A 16,037-nucleotide genomic window follows, 5' to 3' on the forward strand; every position below is an offset into this window, starting at 1 on the left:
CGGGATCAAGATCAGCGTTACAGCAACAGGCTACGAAGCGGCAAGTCGCTGCCGTCGTATCTGGTCTGCATGGCACCGTAGAGGCCCAGTAAGCCGTCAAATAAGGAGTAATCGGGTGCTGTTGCTCCTTCCAAAGTCGGTAACAGCGTATGCAGTTGTTGGCGCCAGAGTTGGGCTTCGAGTTCGATGGTTGGCTCGCCAGTGAGTTCGTATACCCGCTGATAGAGCCGCATCATGCCAGCCATACCATATCGAATGCCCGGAGTGTCAATCTGCATTTGCCCGATCTTCCGACGGTGGATCGTATACGCCGCCACGCGGATGGCCCATTTGAGCAAATCGGGCTGGTTGAGCCAGCGGCCGCACTGAGCCAGCAACATGGCCTGCCCCAGATCACCTTCGGCCCAGCCCCCGTGTTCGGGCTCTTCCCAAAGGTTATCGGTTTTCGAAATCAGGTTCGGGAATTGGACGAATTGCTCCAGGCTGGCATCAATCGGTAGCCGGCTTTGTTGCAACAGTCGTATATATTGGCGCAGTAACCGGTCAATTTCGGGCATGACCGGGTGCGAAAAATTGTCGAAGAGTTCGTTGTCATACACACTACCCACGCTAAGCAATTTGCCCGTCAGGCCTGTCGCCAATGACAGATCAATGGTAGCCGCGTCCAAAGCCGTGCTGAGATACGCAAGCGCGCCTTCGATCAGCGGTTTTTCGTAGGTGTCGTATTGGAGGTGTCCCCGGGTACGTCGGCTGGCGAAATGGCCAATCAGCGGCGCAGTGCCATCGGCAACAGCCCATTGGTTATTCGCAATCGGGCCTTGTACCGTGCTGAACAGGTAGGCATCGAGCGCCTGTTGCTCGGGAGTAAAGCGGGATGTGCTGGTGATTTCTTCACCCAACAGCAGCAAAAGCCGGTTGGTTGGATCTTGCCCCAAATCATCGGTTATCGCCTGCTTGCGTACTTGATACCAAGCCGCATAACTTCCCTGCCATGCCTGCATCAGTGCTGCTTCAAGCAGAGGCATCGTAGAAATAGGATACTTGGGGGAACCAACAGTTGGAACCATAAGTGCAAAACAACAAAAAGTTTAACCAATTACAGTAGCAATAGCAGGCCAAGTTGACGACCGACCACTGTTAATGCGTTGACAGACGTTGAGGCTAACCACTTGACGTTTGCTGAAAGATAAACGGGCAAAGGCGGTCAACGTTGTCATCCTATTCAGTTGTTTTAACTTTTATGGGTTACTTGGGGGAATGCCTTCGGTGTCACAGTAATCGTACCAAGTATTCTGGTAGATGAATAAACTGTTAACCAATCAATGGATAAAGCTTTTAAGCGGTAACTTAACCAATGACAGTGGCGACGGTAGGCCAGGTCGATGAGCGACCATTGGCGCGCTGACGGACGTTGAGGGTCGCTACCTGACGCTTGTTAAACTGAAGACGGGGTGCATTGATCGTTGCCATATTGGTCAATTGATGGAAATTTATTATCGGGTTACTTAAGGCTGGTGAAATTTTTGTTGTCGCAGACAATTAGTTTTATATCCGTAAGTTGGCTGCTGACGCGGATAAAGCCGATGGCTGAACTAGCCGATAACGGTAGCGACGGTAGGCCAAGTCGATGAGCGGCCGTTGGCGCGCTGACGGACGTTGAGGGTCGCTACTTGGCGTTTGTTGAACTGGAGACGGGGTGATGCAGACGTTGTCATGAGGTGTACTAATGCTAGAGTGATGGACTGAATATGAATGAATTAACCGATAACCGTGGCGACAGTGGGCCAAGTCGATGAGCGGCCGTTGGCACGCTGACGAGTGTTGAGGGTAGCGACTTGACGCTTGTTAAACTGAAGCCGGGGTGTGTTGATCGTTGTCATGATGATTGCTGTCTTTGGGGTGAACGTGTCAGTGTGTGGAAAATTAGCCGATAACGGTAGCAACGGTAGGCCAGGTCGATGAGCGGCCATTGGCGCGCTGACGGACGTTGAGGGTCGCTACTTGGCGTTTGTTGAACTGGAGACGGGGTGATGCAGACGTTGTCATGAGGTGTACTAATGCTAGAGTGATGGACTGAATATGAATGAATTAACCGATAACCGTGGCGACAGTGGGCCAAGTCGATGAGCGGCCGTTGGCACGCTGACGAGTGTTAAGGGTAGCGACTTGACGCTTGTTAAACTGAAGCCGGGGTGTGTTGATCGTTGTCATGATGATTGCTTGTTTATGGGTGTCGTTAAACTTGACAATGCAAAGTTGAGCGTGAAAATCAGAGCTGTGAAATCAATTATACCAGGGTCAGATTGGCCTATACGAATCCCGCACTTGCCCCGTATGTTGGCTTGGTTCCAGCGTTACGGGCGGACGATTCTACTGCATTTATTAGCCTGGTTTCTGCATTTCACGGTTAATAATCTGCTGCTCTTTATCGGTGATTATCATCAAATCACCCCTCAGCGAACTCTATTTACTTATTCGTTAGCAGCCCTGCTTTTTTATGCAAATACTTATCTGGTCGTTCAGCCACAAGTAGCTCGTAAGCAGTATATCAGGCTTTTACTATACACCGTGGTCCTGTTGGCCGTATTTATCGGGCTACGGTATCTGTTGTTTTACTATTACTTCCCGGCGGTGGGGTACGTGAACGAATACAGCAGTTTCAGTACCATGTTCTCCAAATTTTTGCCTGACTCAATCTGGATTGCGCTACAATATTTGCTGTTCAGTTACGGCTACTGGTTCGCGCTCGATACCATCCGTCTTGAACGGCAGAAACAGCGGATGCAGCACGACATGCTTCAACTCGAACAGGCCAAAGTTCAGTCAGAATTAGCCTTTCTTCGGGTACAGCTAAATCCACATTTTATATTCAATACGTTGAATTTTTTTTACTCCGAAGCGCTGAACACTTCCACGCGGCTAGCCGACGCTATTTTTGAATTGGCCACGATGATGCGTACGGTAATGCAGTTAAGTAGCAAGTCGTTAGTAACGGTTGAGCACGAGTTGAATTACATACGGCATTACATCAACCTGCAACGACTACGCTTTGGCGATCAGATGAACCTTGAACTGACGGTCGAAGGTGATGAACTGGAGGCACACTTGTCGATTCTGCCGTTAATCCTGATTTCGCTTATTGAAAATATATTTAAATACGGTGACCTCTCCGACGTGAACAACCCGGCCACCGTTCGCATTGTGCTGGACGACAACTCGTTATCGTATTATGGGAATAATGCTAAAAAAGAGTTTCCAACCTATTCGCAGGGAGGCGTTGGCATGAAGAACATCGAAAAGCAGTTAACAATTTTTTACGATGATATGTATGACCTTAAGGTGCAGGAAACGAAGAATTTCTACGCTGTTGAGATTCATATAAATTTTACAGAAGTAGATAAAAAAGTAGCCAAACACCAAGTCGTGCATGAGTGATATTATGCAAAAAGAGCGATAATTGTAGTCAATTCGCCAGCTCATCGTCTAAACGCCTCTATACGCATCACCTGCGTAGTCAATTTTCACGTTACCTACTCGTTGGTTATGATCAATTGCCTGATTCTGGATGACGAACACGCTGCAATCAACATCCTCAAGCGTTATGTGAACGATACCCCTTATCTTAAACTGGTTGGGGCAACGACCAACGTATTTGAGGCGGCTGATATGCTGGAATGGGGCGGTATTGATCTGTTATTCCTTGATATTCAGATGCCGCGGCTGACAGGCCTGCAATTTCTGGATCTATATAGTGGTAATTACCGGGTAATTATGACTACTGCCTACAGTGAGTATGCACTGGAAGGATTTGAAAGAAACGTAGTTGATTATCTGCTTAAACCAATTCCATACCAGCGGTTCCTGAAGGCCACTGAAAAGGTATTTAATCAGATTGCCCGCCCGGTCCCTGCTTCCGTAGCGGCGGAAAAAGACGAAGAGCCCGATTTCATTCTGGTCAAAACTGAACATAAGGGGAAATACCGTAAAATCGATTTAGCCGAAATCGTGTACGTTGAGGGTTTGAAAAATTACGTGTCGATTTATACGGACAAGAAAGAGCGTATAGTCACGTACATTGGCATTTCGGATCTGGAAGAGCGATTACCCGACCGGCTCTTTACCCGCGTTCACCGGTCCTATATCGTAGCTACCCGCATGATCACGGCTATCGACGGGAACGAGATCCTGATGAAAGGAGCGCCGCGGATTCCCACGTCTGGCAAGTATAAGGAAGACTTGCTGCTGAAGTTTAGTAAACAGCTTATCCAGACTAAATAGCCCTTGCCGATCAGGGGTTTACCCGATTGATGGCTGCCGCTTCTGGCAATACGTCAGCCGATTGTTTCCATGCAACTGCATCCGTTCTATGTGCTGCGTCGGCCACTGTTGCCTGTTGAGACCTATTTTCAGGTCCAACACCGACTACGGCAAGGACACGCACTGATTGATGTGCTGAAAGCCTATTATCAACACCCATACGCTCAACAAGCCCTTTTTTTTGCGTCCAGTGATGTGTACCAACAATGCCAGCAATGGTTAGCAGGTACGTTATCGCCGTCGGATAAGGTGCAAAAGACCCTGTACCGCTACCTGATTCGGATGTCGACCCGCGCCACGCCCTTTGGCTTGTGTTCAGGGATTTCGCTGGGAAAATGGGGGACCGTATCGGGCGTTACGTTTGATGAAGCTGCACCAGTACGAACGTACCTGCGACTCGATGCAATGGCTATGCAGCAACTGTTGCACTACGTCAGTCAACTACCCGCTATCTGGCCGACGGTGCGCTACCGATCCAACACCACGACCTATGCCATTGGCGCCGATCTGCGCTACGTAGAGGCCAATCAGCAGGGGGGATTGCCCGGAAGTTACGCGTTGAGTGTCACCGACAATACGGAGTATCTGCAACAAATTCTGGAAAGAGCCCGCCACGGCGCTACGCTTCCTGACCTGATTACCCTGTTGATGCAAGACGGGATCGAGGCGGAAGACGCCCAAGGTTTTCTTGACAATCTGATTGATAATCAGCTAATCCAGTCTGAATTCGATCCGAGTCTGACGGCCCAGGATGAATTGGGACGCCTATTAGAGCGACTACGTCCATTTGCTGAGCAGCAGCCCGCCATCGACTTACTGACTGATGTCCACGAGACGCTACGCCGCGCCAGCCCAGCCAGCAACGTACCTGACTGCCAGCGGTTAGATGAATTGCTGGCCCCCATTCTCGCTATCGAAAACCGGCTGCTGGTGCAGTGCGACACGTACTTCCCCGCCAGTCAGAACACGATTGGGGAAGCCGTGCGTGAGCAGTTGAGCCAGACACTACAGCAGATTCTGCGCCTTAGCCCAGCCGAGCAAACGTACCTGCCCACCTTCCGGGAGCGTTTCTACGAACGCTACGAAGAGCAGGAAGTGCCGCTGCTATTGGCACTTGACCCGGATATCGGCGTTGGTTACGGGGGGAGTTCGCTCACAGCCGCCTTGTTGGACGGTATCGACTGGCCCGAAATGGCCGCGGGTGACGTTCCGTTCACGGTGGCGCAACAGACGATGCTCCGGCTTTTTACCGAAGCAATGCGCCTTGACGAACCCCGGCTGGACCTGTTGGATGCTGATCTGGCCACCCTGACCGACGGGCAACCTGAGCCTGCTTTACCGGCCAGTGGTTACTGGATGGGCCACTTGCTGGCCAGCTCAGCCGAGGCGCTCGACGCGGGCGACTGGCAGTTTCATCTGGTAGCGGGCGGGGGGCCGTCGGCGGCCAACCTGCTGGGCCGTATGGCTCACCTGGACGATGAACTGAAAGCCCAACTGCAAGCAAGCCTGCAACAGGAAGAGGCCTCGGAAGCCGACGCCATTTGGGCCGAAATCGTCCATCTGCCCGAAGCCAAACTCGCCAACGTGCTGACCCGCCCGGCGCTGCGTTCTTACGAAATTCCGATTCTATCCGTTAGTGGCGTACCTGACGCCTATCAAATCCCGCTCGATGATCTGCTGATTTCGGCCCCGCGTGGACAACGTATTGTGCTGCGATCGAGGCGGCTGAATAAGCGGGTTATCCCCCGGCTATCGACGGCGCACAATTTCTCGATGGGGCTGGCCCACTACCGGTTTCTCTGTGATCTGCAAAAGCAGGAGGGCACCCTGCGCGTTGGCTGGGATTGGGGACCCTTGTCCTCACAGCCGTATTTGCCGCAGGTTCGTTACCGCAACGTCATCCTGAGCCGAGCGGCCTGGCAACTGACGAAAGGCGTGGCGCCAACCAGCCAAGCCGATTGGCTGGCTAGTTGGCGGAGTCGTTACCACGTGCCCCGGTATGTCGTTATGATGAATGCCGACAACGAACTACCGCTTGACCTGGAAAACGGCCTGAATGTTGAGTTGTTGGTTGACGAGTTGACTAAGCACGGCACCGTCAAACTGAAAGAGTGGCTGTTGAACGAACAGACGTGCTGGGTGGGTGGCCCAACGCAGCATTGGGTCGGTGAATTGATTCTTCCCGCCAGTTTCACCTCCAAGCGATCCGCGACAAACACGTACGCCCGAGCAACCAGCGACGTGCAACGCATTTTTGCGCCGGGTAGCGAGTGGGTTTATCTGAAGATTGTAACGGGCGAACAGGCGAGTGAGCGGTTGCTCCTCACCGAACTACCCATCCTGACTGAAGACCTGCGCGAAGCCGGCAGCCTGAGCCAATGGTTTTACGTTCGGTACAATCATCCCGAACCGCAGCTACGGGTACGTTTTCAGAGCTTTCCCGGTCAGGATGGGCAATTGCTGGGTCAGGTGCTGGCCTGGGTGCAACGCCTGACGGCCGACTACGGCACGCTGTATCGGGTGCAACTTGATACGTATCAGCGGGAAGTGGAGCGGTATGGAGCCGCCCGCATAGCGCTTTGCGAAGCCTGGTTCTGCACAGAAAGCGAGATGCTGCTGCCCGTGTTGCAGCTCGTCAGTCAGGAAGGCGAAACGAGTCGGCTCTTCTATGCCTGCGCACTGGTCGATCGCCTCTTCGAAGCCTGGCAACTGCCCCTCGACCAGCGAGATGGCCTCATCACCCGACTGCGGGATGCATTCAGCCGGGAGTTTCGGGCCGATACGGCGCTGCTCGTGCAACTGGACAAGAGTTATCGGCTATACCGCCCGGTCGTCCATGACGCGCTGTCGGCGTTCGACGCCCCGGCTGAACTCGCGTCATTTGCCCCTCAGTTCCGGCAGCTGGCTAGTGAGTTACAGACTACCCTCGCCGATCAGAACGAGCGTGACGACTTGCTAGCCTCGCTGATTCACATGCTCCTGAACCGCATATTCCCGACCGAGAACCGTCGACACGAGTACCTACTGTATCACCTGCTGAAGAAAGAATACACGTCGTTACTGAAGCGGAACCGCCCAGCGCCAAACCGAGCTTAGAAAGCCCGGATGGTTTGCTCGATAATGTCGCAGGCCTCGTTCATCTGGGCTTCGGTAATCACGAGCGGTGGGGCAAAACGGATCTTGTCACCATGGGTGGGTTTGCAAAGCAGCCCGTTGTCGCGGAAGCGGAGGCAAAGCTCCCAGGCCGTTTCTTCCCCAAACTCGGGGCGCTCACTGATGACAATGGCGTTGAGCAACCCTTTGCCACGTACCTGACGGATCAGATCGGTTTCGGCCGCCAGCGCGTTTAGTCGGCTGCGGAAGAGTTGGCCCATCGCCTCGGCATTCTCCGCCAATCGCTCGTCGCGCACCACGTCGAGCGCCGCTACGGCTACCGCACAGCCCAGCGGGTTGCCGCCAAAGGTGCTGCCGTGTTCACCAGGCCGGATCGTCAGCATGATTTCGTCAGACGCCAGCACGGCCGATACGGGCATAACCCCACCCGACAGTGCTTTCCCCAGTACCAGAATATCGGGTTTCACGTCTTCGTGGTCGCAGGCAAGGCGGCGTCCCGTACGGCCGATGCCCGTTTGCACCTCGTCGGCAATGAAAAGGACATTGTATTGGGTGCAAAGGGCCCGTACCCCGCGCAGGTAACCATCGGAGGGTACCAATACGCCCGCTTCGCCCTGAATGGGCTCGACCATGAAACCGGCAATGTTCGGGTCGGCAGCAAACGTAGCTTCCAGCGCAGCGAGGTCATCATAAGGCACCAAGACGTACCCAGGCAACAGGGGGCCGTAGTCGTTGGTGCTGCTGGGATCGGTCGACGACGAAATGGCGGCGAGCGTACGTCCCCAGAAATTGCCGGTTGCGTAAACCGTTTTGGCCTGGTCCTGCGCGATACCTTTCACTTTGTAGGCCCATTTTCGCGTCAGTTTCAGGGCCGTTTCGCCAGCTTCCACGCCTGAGTTCATCATTAGCACCTTATCAAAGCCAAAATACTCGCAGAGGTATTTCTCGGCCTTGCCCAACTGATCGTTATGAAACGCCCGCGACGTGAGCGTCAGCCGCCCGGCCTGTTCAATCAGGGCCTTGATAATACGTGGATGGCAATGGCCCTGACTAACAGCACTGTAGGCCGACAGGAAATCGTAATAACGCCGCCCGTCCACATCCCACACAAACACTCCCTCGCCCCGCGTCAAGACAACGGGTAGCGGATGGTAGTTGTGAGCGCCATACTGGTCTTCAAGTTGAATGGCCTGTTCGGCGAGTGAGGTTATCAGCGTGGTGGTGGTCATAATTTAACTCTGTTTTAATGTCGCTCCGTGTGTATACGTCAAAACCATAAGCGTAAACACGGCGTTTGTTTTTCAAAGCTATTCAAAAAAGTAGCCGCCGTACTAGTATGCAGGGAGAAGGAAGCAAGAAACGAAAAATCGTCGGTTTGGCCGATGAAGACTACTACTTTACCGAGGAAGGCTTCGTTGTTTTCACGGCAGCTTACCACCTGAAGCGGGGCTATTGCTGCAAAAACGGGTGTCGCCATTGCCCTTACGGCTTTAAAAAGGAAAAATAATTTGCACATCCCCAGGCTTTTCACCAATTTTGCACCCTCATACGGAAAACGAGTACGGTCATGGCCAGAGTTTGTCAAATTACAGGAAAGCGGACGCAGGTTGGTAACAATGTATCGCACGCCAACAATAGAACGAAACGTAAATTCTATCCCAACCTTCAGACGAAGCGGTTCTTTGTTGAATCGACGGGCGAGTGGATTACGTTGAAAGTTTCTACGTCGGCCATCAAGACCATCAATAAAAAAGGTCTGGAAGCGACTTTGCTCGATGCCTACAAGAAAGGCACACTGTCGGCGTAACCGACCGGAGCACTCAATCTGTGCCCGTCCGACATAGCCTCTCTCCTGATGGAGGGAGGCTTCTTTTTTGCCGGTAAACCAATGGCTTAGATAATACGCTTGAGGGCAAACTGAGCCACGACAATACTGCCATTTCGGCGCACCACGAGCGTTACTTCTTTGCCTTCGCCCCGTTGCAGCGTTTTATAGATATCACTGATGTTGAGCGTATTCACGCTGTCGTTGTTGACAAAGACGAGTTCGTCGCCTTCCAGCAGCCCCGCCTGATCGGCGGGTGATTCGGCCACAATTTTCTCGATGTAATACGTCCGGAAATTTTGCCCCTTGGCGCGGAGTTCCATACCACTCATGTCGTGCTCAAAACGCTCACGTAGCAATCGTTTCACGGGCTTCAGCACGATATATTGCTCCGGGTAATTGAACGTCACGGTAAATCGGCGGAGCAGTTCGCACCCAATATTGCCCTGCCGGTCGGAGGCGTTGACGAGCTTCATACCAAACGAGGTACTATCGGGAAAAGAGGCTATGATCTGTTGCAACTCGTGCCGCCCCACCTTCAGGCCCTGTATGCGGCCCAAACTACCGTTGATAACGCCGTTGAGCCCGCGCCCCAGCTGCGCCCGGATCACTTTTTCGGGTAGGGGCAGGGCGCAGGTACTGGGTTGCCCGTCGAGCATCAAGGCATGGCCCGCGCCGGTATCGAGTACCACGCGCAGGGGCACGCTGCGTTCGCCGGGCAGCATGGCCACCACGTCCAAGTAAGGCTTAGTGTTCTGAATGACGATCGGATAGCGATCGCCAAAGCGGCGTTTGTAGGTGTATTTCTTCGGCTTGGTAAGGGTCAGTTCGCGGTTGATGAAATCGATCGAGACCACGAAATTGTTGAAGAGGTCGTAGCCGAAGATGCCGTGTACGGGCACACCCACATACTCCGAAAGTTTGAGGATGTCATCGTCGAGCAAAACCAGGTTCTGATGCGAGGCGCGCATGTGTCCCATCGACAGTTCATTATCGATCGCGATTGAAGCCGTCAGTTGGGCGCCCTCGCCCACACCTGATAGTTTCACTTTGCGCGACAGTTGAAGCCGCTGCCGATTTAGTGCCTTAGGGTCGGTAATGATGGTATTACTGACACCGGTGTCCAGAATGAAATTCAGCGTATCGGAATTATTAACCTGCATCTTCACCAGGATGAGGTTGGAGTGCAGTTGAAAAGGCAGACGCGTAAACGACCGGCCGCCGGCCAGATAAAAACCGAAGTGGTCTTTTTCGGGCTTTGGTTTGTCGGTAGCCCACGCCGACCCACTCACGTAGAGGATAGCAATCAATAGGCTCAGCGTTTTCATGATGAGTGTGTAGAATGTACCAGTAAATTATTATAAAAAAACCATATAATCTACAAAAAGTTAGCGATGAAGCGACTGATTGCCAACCGGTTCGGCGGTTTAGGCGAAAGGTTTTAGTTTTGGGCTCCGAAACAGTGATTTGGCCTCCCTGAGACAACGTACCCAGGTGCTACAGACCCGGTTTCTGTTCGGTAGTTCAAACCAAAGATGTATGCGTAAGAAGATTGTTGCAGGCAACTGGAAAATGAATAAGACGGCCGACGAAGGCCTTGCCCTGGTGTCGGAAGTGGTCAACATGGTCAATGCTGAAGTGACCGGCGACGTAACGGTTGTGCTGTGCCCCCCCGCCCTTTACCTAACCACCTACAAGCCGTACCTGACAGGCAATAAGCTGGCCCTGGGTGCGCAGAACTGCCACGAGAAAGCGTCGGGTGCTTATACCGGTGAGATTTCGGCCCCCATGCTCAAATCGATCGGTGTAGACTACGTCATTCTGGGCCATAGCGAGCGGCGCCAGTATTTTGGCGAAACCAATGCGCAACTGGCCGAGAAAGTAAACAGCGCCCTCGAAAACGGCCTGACGCCGATCTTCTGCTGCGGCGAGTCGCTGGAGATGCGCGAGAACGGCGATTACCTCGGCTTCGTAAAAGCCCAGATTACCGAAAGCCTGTTTCACCTGACCGACGAGCAGATTACGAAAGTTGTGATTGCCTACGAACCCATCTGGGCGATCGGGACGGGCCTCACCGCTACGTCGGCACAGGCGCAGGACATGCACTTCGAACTGCGGCAACACCTGGCTGGCCAATACGGCGATGCGGTTGCGCAGGAAATCAGCATTCTGTACGGTGGTAGCGCCAACGCCCAGAACGCCGCTGAACTCTTCGCCCAGCCCGATGTAGACGGTGGCCTGATTGGCGGCGCCTCGCTCAAATCGCGCGATTTCGTTACCGTCGTGAAAGCAAGAGCTTAACGAATTAAGAGTTATGAACCATGAATGACGAAATAATACCAGTGTTGTATTTCATCGTTCATAACTCCTATTTGACACCATGACCGCTGCCGAGTACATACAGGCGTTTGCCATGGCGCCTCATCCCGAAGGTGGCTATTATGCCGAAACCTACCGGGCTGCGGAGCAGGTTGCCCAGGCGGCGTTGCCCGATCGCTTTTCGGGTGATCGGCCTTTTAGTACGGCTATCTATTTTTTGCTGGAAAATCAGCACCGTTCTACCCTGCACCGGATCCAGAGCGACGAGGCCTGGCATTTTTACGCGGGCGGCCCCCTCAACGTCTATGTGATTGAGCCAACGTCAGGTACGTTGTCGGTAATCCGGTTGGGCAATCGGCCCGATCGGGGAGAGGTTTTTCAGGCAGTTGTGCCGGCGGGGTGCTGGTTTGGGTCTAAGCCCGTTGGTGAAGCCGACACGCCTCCGTTTTCTCTGGTCGGTTGCACAGTCGCGCCCGGCTTTGATTTCGCCGACTTCGTCCTCGCCGACCCCGCGGCCATGCTGACCCAATTCCCGCAACACAGCGAAGTAATTGAGTTACTTCGGTGAGGATTGGTACCTTCACAATGTATAATGAACAATGTAGGATGTACAATGAGCTGACGCGTCTGTTCTTGCGTCAGCTCATTGTACATCCTACATTGTTCATTATACATTCAAAAATTAGTATCAGCTTTTTGCAGGTTTAGCGGCTGAATCCAGATGTTGCGGTACATCACGTTATGGCCTTCAGCCTGTAGTTTCAGGCCGCCGGGTGTGTCGGTGATGCCTTTGCCGCCGTCGTTTCCGCCATCGATCCCTGAGTTTGGCCCGCCCCATACCTGATTGATCGGCTGGTTGGTGTGCACCTTCTTCCCGTTGAAATACATAGTCACCATAGCTGGCTGGGTACGTTTCCCATTCTCGAAGCGAGCAGCCCGGAACACGATGTCGTAGGCATTCCACTTACCAAGGCCGTTGTACGCATAATACGGGGAGGGCGATTCGTTGATGACCGCGGCCATGCCGTGGCTGGTGGTATCGCCGTCGAGCACCTGAATCTCGTAGCGGCATTGCAGATAAACGCCGCTGTTGCCCCCCGCTTCCGGGATAAAGAATTCAACGTGGATACGGGCGTCTTTAAACTCATCGTTCGTGACAATATCCGCCGCGCCGTATTTGCCACCCGCCGAAGCTGGGTCGTTGCTGCTCACGGCAGTGCCTTTGCCCGTTGGGTCGGGTACGATCTGCCATTTGATGGGAGGCGTAGCGGCCAGGCGGGGTCCTTTCCAATACGTCCATTTCTGGTCGAGCATCTGGCGGGTACCGTCGAAGTAAACGGTAGCTCCTTTGGGTGCTTTGGTACCCACGCCAACCTGGGCCTGAGCAGTGGTGAGCGCGCCAAGGAATAAAGCCAGCGCGAGGCGATAAGAGGCAGAATACGATTTCATACAGACACGATTAGAACGAGCCCAGCCGGTTGGGCCGACGCTGTCTGAGCAAAAGCAGCCAGCGTCGGCTTTATAACGCTTTTGTACGATCCCGAAAAAAGAGTGACGAACGTACCCAGCGTTTGGGAGCGGCCTCTCGTCTTTGGCAAAAAGCACAAAACAGCGCAGGCCATGCAGCAGGTTAAACGGGTAGTGGTAGGAGGGCAGCGTGTTCTTCTTTTTTGGGTACTGGCAATCCTGACGAGTCACTGTACAGAGCCGTCGGTAGAATCACAGGCGAGTGGATCGTGTCGTATCCGGCAGGAAGATGTCGTCGAAACCGTAAATGGCGGTAGCAACCTCACGCCCACCGAAACGACGGACAGGAAAACGTATGACTACGACACCGATGGGCGGATCACCCACACGGTGTTGCAACGCGAGCAGCGCCAGCAGGGCAAAAGCATCAACACCTATGGCGTCGAGACTAGCTATACCTATGATGCGGCTGGTTTCCTGACGACGATGGGGCAAAAGACGCGCTGGCAAACCGCTATCGACGGTGGCTCGTATGAAGAACGGACCAGTTATAGCTACACCGATGGTCGCTTGGCGGAGTCGGTTCGTCGGTATCAGGGTGATGCCAAAGGCGTGGTCAGCCAACTGACAAGCACCTATACCTATGATGCCACCGGGCAGCTTACCCGGCTGACGGAGTTGACCACGTACCCCGTTTTGCCCGATTCGCTAAAAGGGGAGCTGTTGTACCAGAACGGGTCGCTGGCTACCATCACCTACCAGAATGGGCGGTTGGTCGATTATGTACGTAAGGAGGGAAGTACGGAAACGCGACCCTACACGTTTCAGAATGGATTGGTAAGCAGCGAAACGTTGGGCAATGTACGGTATGCATACGGCTACGACCAGCAAGACCGGGTGACTAAGACTGAGGTCTGGCAAGACGGGCAGCTGAAACGTGAAACGGCCTACACCTATGCCGACGCCAAATCGCCCACCGATACGTGGCCACCATTCAAGGGTTTCCCAACGGTGCTCGCTTTGTCGGGTCGGCCGGGCGTCTGGGCGACTAACACCTATCGGTCGAAGCTGCCAGATGGTGCTTTTTACACGGCTGCTCAGCAGATGCAATATACGCTGACGGGCGCGGGCTTTATCCGGTCGGCTACGGGCACAACAACCCACACCAACTATGATTCGCGCAACTCAGTGTATCAGGTGAAGACGGTGAGTACCTACGCTTACGACGGCCTTTGTGACTAACCCAACCACCGCCAGCCTGATTGACGGTTGCCGCCGTGGAAAGGAGGCAGCCATGAGTGCGTTTTACGAACGCTTCTATGGCTATGCCTTGTCGGTTTGCCTGGCCTACGCTAACGACCGCGAAGATGCCCGTGAACTGTTGAACGACGGGTTCATGAAGGTATTCCGGCGGATTGGGGAGTTGAAAAACGAGGCGGCCTTAAAACCCTGGCTCCGAACGATTATGGTGAACACGGCTATTGATCAGTACCGAAAACGGAAACCGGCCACTCTATCGACCGATCAAGTTGACCAGACGCTGACCGAGCCATACCACAACGACGAGGCCATTCTGGCCCAGCTGTCGGCCGAGCATATTCTGGCGGTGTTGCATACGCTGCCTCCGGCTTGCCGCATGGTATTTAGCCTCTATGTGCTGGAAGGATACCCTCACCGCGACATCGCCGAGCAGTTGCACGTTACGGAAAGCACGTCGCGCGCCTACCTCTCTGAAGCCAATCGGCGGCTGCGCCGGGCGCTGGCTTCACAAACGGACCAAACTTATGAGCGAGATCGACAATAAACCGCTACACGACTGGGTTCGGCAGACGCTACACCAATATGAACCACCCTACGATCCGCAAGACTGGCAAGCTCTGCGCCGTCAACTACGTGAGCGGCGGCGGTGGCGGCTGACCGGTTTGGTTGCGCTCTTCTTGTTGTGCGCTGTCGGTGGGTACGTAGTGTTGCTGAACGTACCCAGCCATCGCAACGTAACGTACCCGGTAAAAAAGGCTAGCGCCAGAGCCGATCGCAAAAAAAAGGTGGAGGTATTCCACCCGCAGGCTACTCAGGCAGAAGCGGCTACAGTCATCAAAACGCCAACGTACCCAAGGCAACGTACCCAGCCCAATGCTGACCTGCCTGTGGCTGATCGTCGGCCTGTATCGTTGCGTTTGTTGGCGCCAGTTCAACTCGTTGGGCAACGTACCCAGCCGTTGCCCGAGATCCGGTATCAACCACCTTCAGTGAAGGAAATTGCGCTGTTACAACATGTATTGACCCCAACAGCCGGTCCCGATTCAACGGTGTTGGAAGTCCTTAGCCGAAACCTACGCTATTGGAATAAGGCAGTTATCGTCTGTGATCTGACAACCAGCATGGACCCCTACGCCGCTCAGCTATATGCCTGGTTTCGGCGGAATACCCGCAACCCAAACGTGTTGGGGACGGTCTTTTTCACCGACTGCGACAGTCTCGGACAGGAAACCCGCCCCGGTGGTCTGCCGGGTGCCTTTTTCGTTACGCGTGAACAGGAACTGAACGCGGCCCTGCCCACCATGTTGGCGGCCGCCCGCAATACCGCCCATAACGATCTTGACCCTGAGAATGTGGTTGAGGCGTTGCAGTATGCCCAACGCACCTTCCCGCAGGCAAACCACCTGGTACTGCTCACCGACAACGGCAGCCGCGTAAAGGATATGGATCGGTTACCGGGCCTCATCAAACCGGTACATGTAGTTGCCTGTGGCGGGGCGGCTACCGAAACCGACGCTTTCCAGCCTGATCAGTACCAGATTGCCCTCCGTACGGGCGGCAGTATCCACACACTTGACGATGACCTTATGCAGCCAGACCCGGCCACTAACCACACGTTCGTGCGCTTGGGCAACAACTATTATCGCTACGTAGCCCACAAAGGACGGTTTATCAAAACCAGACGTAAGCACCGCCCGTTGCGCTTTTTAGGCATAAACTGGTAACCAAAACGCCC

General features: G+C 53.9%; 17 protein-coding genes. 10 read left to right on the top strand and 7 right to left on the bottom strand.

Annotated elements, in window-relative coordinates; genetic code table 11:
* Nucleotides 1-17: 17 nt before the first annotated feature.
* From FAES_RS06235 to FAES_RS30720, 4 genes are all read right to left on the bottom strand, one after another.
* A complete protein-coding gene (locus FAES_RS06235) occupies nt 18-1,025 on the bottom strand; it encodes a lanthionine synthetase LanC family protein (protein ID WP_041257597.1) in 1,008 nt (335 codons plus the stop codon).
* Nucleotides 1,026-1,347: 322 nt separating this feature from the next.
* Nucleotides 1,348-1,470: a hypothetical protein gene (locus tag FAES_RS30710; RefSeq protein ID WP_262493764.1), complete on the bottom strand. Its 123-nt coding sequence runs from the start codon at nt 1,468-1,470 to the stop codon at nt 1,348-1,350.
* A gap of 122 nt (nt 1,471-1,592) precedes the next feature.
* Nucleotides 1,593-1,715 carry a hypothetical protein gene (locus FAES_RS30715; protein WP_262493765.1) on the bottom strand — a complete coding sequence of 41 codons (123 nt, stop codon included), beginning with the start codon at nt 1,713-1,715 and terminating at the stop codon, nt 1,593-1,595.
* 208 nt (nt 1,716-1,923) lie between these two features.
* The gene (locus tag FAES_RS30720; protein WP_262493765.1) at nt 1,924-2,046 is read right to left on the bottom strand and encodes a hypothetical protein; all 123 of its coding nucleotides are present in this window, start codon (nt 2,044-2,046) and stop codon (nt 1,924-1,926) included.
* A 288-nt stretch (nt 2,047-2,334) separates the two neighbouring features.
* Here FAES_RS30720 and FAES_RS06240 point away from each other — a divergent pair, with 288 nt between their 5' ends.
* From FAES_RS06240 to FAES_RS06250, 3 genes are all read left to right on the top strand, one after another.
* On the top strand, nt 2,335-3,435 hold the full coding sequence (locus FAES_RS06240; protein ID WP_041257598.1) for a sensor histidine kinase: 1,101 nt from the start codon (nt 2,335-2,337) through the stop codon (nt 3,433-3,435).
* A 108-nt stretch (nt 3,436-3,543) separates the two neighbouring features.
* A complete protein-coding gene (locus FAES_RS06245; protein ID WP_015330355.1) occupies nt 3,544-4,278 on the top strand; it encodes a LytR/AlgR family response regulator transcription factor in 735 nt (244 codons plus the stop codon).
* 69 nt (nt 4,279-4,347) lie between these two features.
* The gene (locus FAES_RS06250) at nt 4,348-7,413 is read left to right on the top strand and encodes a lantibiotic dehydratase (RefSeq protein WP_015330356.1); all 3,066 of its coding nucleotides are present in this window, start codon (nt 4,348-4,350) and stop codon (nt 7,411-7,413) included.
* On the opposite strand, the gene rocD is transcribed toward FAES_RS06250, so the two are convergent.
* Complete coding sequence (rocD, locus tag FAES_RS06255) at nt 7,410-8,660, bottom strand: ornithine--oxo-acid transaminase (protein WP_015330357.1); 1,251 nt, start codon at nt 8,658-8,660, stop codon at nt 7,410-7,412. The two genes, FAES_RS06250 and rocD, sit on opposite strands and share 4 nt — an antisense overlap.
* A gap of 107 nt (nt 8,661-8,767) precedes the next feature.
* Here rocD and FAES_RS06260 point away from each other — a divergent pair, with 107 nt between their 5' ends.
* On the top strand, nt 8,768-8,938 hold the full coding sequence (locus FAES_RS06260; RefSeq protein WP_158408817.1) for a C1orf53 family protein: 171 nt from the start codon (nt 8,768-8,770) through the stop codon (nt 8,936-8,938).
* Nucleotides 8,939-8,998: 60 nt separating this feature from the next.
* Nucleotides 8,999-9,238: a 50S ribosomal protein L28 gene (gene rpmB, locus FAES_RS06265; protein ID WP_015330358.1), complete on the top strand. Its 240-nt coding sequence runs from the start codon at nt 8,999-9,001 to the stop codon at nt 9,236-9,238.
* An 86-nt stretch (nt 9,239-9,324) separates the two neighbouring features.
* On the opposite strand, the gene FAES_RS06270 is transcribed toward rpmB, so the two are convergent.
* Nucleotides 9,325-10,584: an aspartyl protease family protein gene (locus FAES_RS06270; RefSeq protein WP_015330359.1), complete on the bottom strand. Its 1,260-nt coding sequence runs from the start codon at nt 10,582-10,584 to the stop codon at nt 9,325-9,327.
* 211 nt (nt 10,585-10,795) lie between these two features.
* Here FAES_RS06270 and tpiA point away from each other — a divergent pair, with 211 nt between their 5' ends.
* Together tpiA and FAES_RS06280 are read left to right on the top strand one after the other, a co-directional pair.
* Nucleotides 10,796-11,557: a triose-phosphate isomerase gene (gene tpiA, locus FAES_RS06275; RefSeq protein ID WP_015330360.1), complete on the top strand. Its 762-nt coding sequence runs from the start codon at nt 10,796-10,798 to the stop codon at nt 11,555-11,557.
* A 79-nt stretch (nt 11,558-11,636) separates the two neighbouring features.
* Nucleotides 11,637-12,143 (top strand): cupin domain-containing protein, encoded by a 507-nt coding sequence (locus FAES_RS06280; RefSeq protein WP_015330361.1) that lies wholly within the window; start codon nt 11,637-11,639, stop codon nt 12,141-12,143.
* A 107-nt stretch (nt 12,144-12,250) separates the two neighbouring features.
* Here the strand turns inward: FAES_RS06280 and FAES_RS06285 are convergent, their stop codons facing one another.
* On the bottom strand, nt 12,251-13,024 hold the full coding sequence (locus FAES_RS06285; protein WP_015330362.1) for a 3-keto-disaccharide hydrolase: 774 nt from the start codon (nt 13,022-13,024) through the stop codon (nt 12,251-12,253).
* Nucleotides 13,025-13,105: 81 nt separating this feature from the next.
* Between FAES_RS06285 and FAES_RS06290 the strand changes: the two genes are divergently transcribed.
* The 3 genes from FAES_RS06290 to FAES_RS29965 are packed head-to-tail and all read left to right on the top strand — an operon-like array spanning nt 13,106 to nt 16,026.
* Entirely contained in the window at nt 13,106-14,284 is a 1,179-nt protein-coding gene (locus FAES_RS06290) for a hypothetical protein (RefSeq protein ID WP_041257600.1), read from the top strand.
* On the top strand, nt 14,277-14,846 hold the full coding sequence (locus FAES_RS06295) for an RNA polymerase sigma factor (RefSeq protein ID WP_041257601.1): 570 nt from the start codon (nt 14,277-14,279) through the stop codon (nt 14,844-14,846). The genes FAES_RS06290 and FAES_RS06295 overlap by 8 nt, the downstream gene beginning before the upstream one ends.
* Nucleotides 14,827-16,026, top strand: a complete 1,200-nt coding sequence (locus FAES_RS29965; RefSeq protein WP_148289300.1) for a hypothetical protein — start codon at nt 14,827-14,829, stop codon at nt 16,024-16,026. Before FAES_RS06295 ends, FAES_RS29965 begins: the two co-directional genes overlap by 20 nt.
* The last annotated feature ends 11 nt before the right edge of the window (nt 16,027-16,037 follow it).

Origin of the sequence: Fibrella aestuarina BUZ 2, assembly GCF_000331105.1 — a bacterium.
Classification (GTDB): domain Bacteria; phylum Bacteroidota; class Bacteroidia; order Cytophagales; family Spirosomataceae; genus Fibrella; species Fibrella aestuarina.

Bases quoted from the DNA above. Each gene is read 5' to 3' on its own strand.
- FAES_RS06235 (WP_041257597.1), bottom strand. From the start codon at position 1,025: ATGCCTCTGCTTGAAGCAGCACTGATGCAGGCATGGCAGGGAAGTTAT.
- FAES_RS30710 (WP_262493764.1), bottom strand. From the start codon at position 1,470: ATGGCAACGATCAATGCACCCCGTCTTCAGTTTAACAAGCGTCAGGTA.
- FAES_RS30715 (WP_262493765.1), bottom strand. From the start codon at position 1,715: ATGACAACGTCTGCATCACCCCGTCTCCAGTTCAACAAACGCCAAGTA.
- FAES_RS30720 (WP_262493765.1), bottom strand. From the start codon at position 2,046: ATGACAACGTCTGCATCACCCCGTCTCCAGTTCAACAAACGCCAAGTA.
- FAES_RS06240 (WP_041257598.1), top strand. From the start codon at position 2,335: ATGTTGGCTTGGTTCCAGCGTTACGGGCGGACGATTCTACTGCATTTA.
- FAES_RS06245 (WP_015330355.1), top strand. From the start codon at position 3,544: ATGATCAATTGCCTGATTCTGGATGACGAACACGCTGCAATCAACATC.
- FAES_RS06250 (WP_015330356.1), top strand. From the start codon at position 4,348: ATGCAACTGCATCCGTTCTATGTGCTGCGTCGGCCACTGTTGCCTGTT.
- rocD (WP_015330357.1), bottom strand. From the start codon at position 8,660: ATGACCACCACCACGCTGATAACCTCACTCGCCGAACAGGCCATTCAA.
- FAES_RS06260 (WP_158408817.1), top strand. From the start codon at position 8,768: ATGCAGGGAGAAGGAAGCAAGAAACGAAAAATCGTCGGTTTGGCCGAT.
- rpmB (WP_015330358.1), top strand. From the start codon at position 8,999: ATGGCCAGAGTTTGTCAAATTACAGGAAAGCGGACGCAGGTTGGTAAC.
- FAES_RS06270 (WP_015330359.1), bottom strand. From the start codon at position 10,584: ATGAAAACGCTGAGCCTATTGATTGCTATCCTCTACGTGAGTGGGTCG.
- tpiA (WP_015330360.1), top strand. From the start codon at position 10,796: ATGCGTAAGAAGATTGTTGCAGGCAACTGGAAAATGAATAAGACGGCC.
- FAES_RS06280 (WP_015330361.1), top strand. From the start codon at position 11,637: ATGACCGCTGCCGAGTACATACAGGCGTTTGCCATGGCGCCTCATCCC.
- FAES_RS06285 (WP_015330362.1), bottom strand. From the start codon at position 13,024: ATGAAATCGTATTCTGCCTCTTATCGCCTCGCGCTGGCTTTATTCCTT.
- FAES_RS29965 (WP_148289300.1), top strand. From the start codon at position 14,827: ATGAGCGAGATCGACAATAAACCGCTACACGACTGGGTTCGGCAGACG.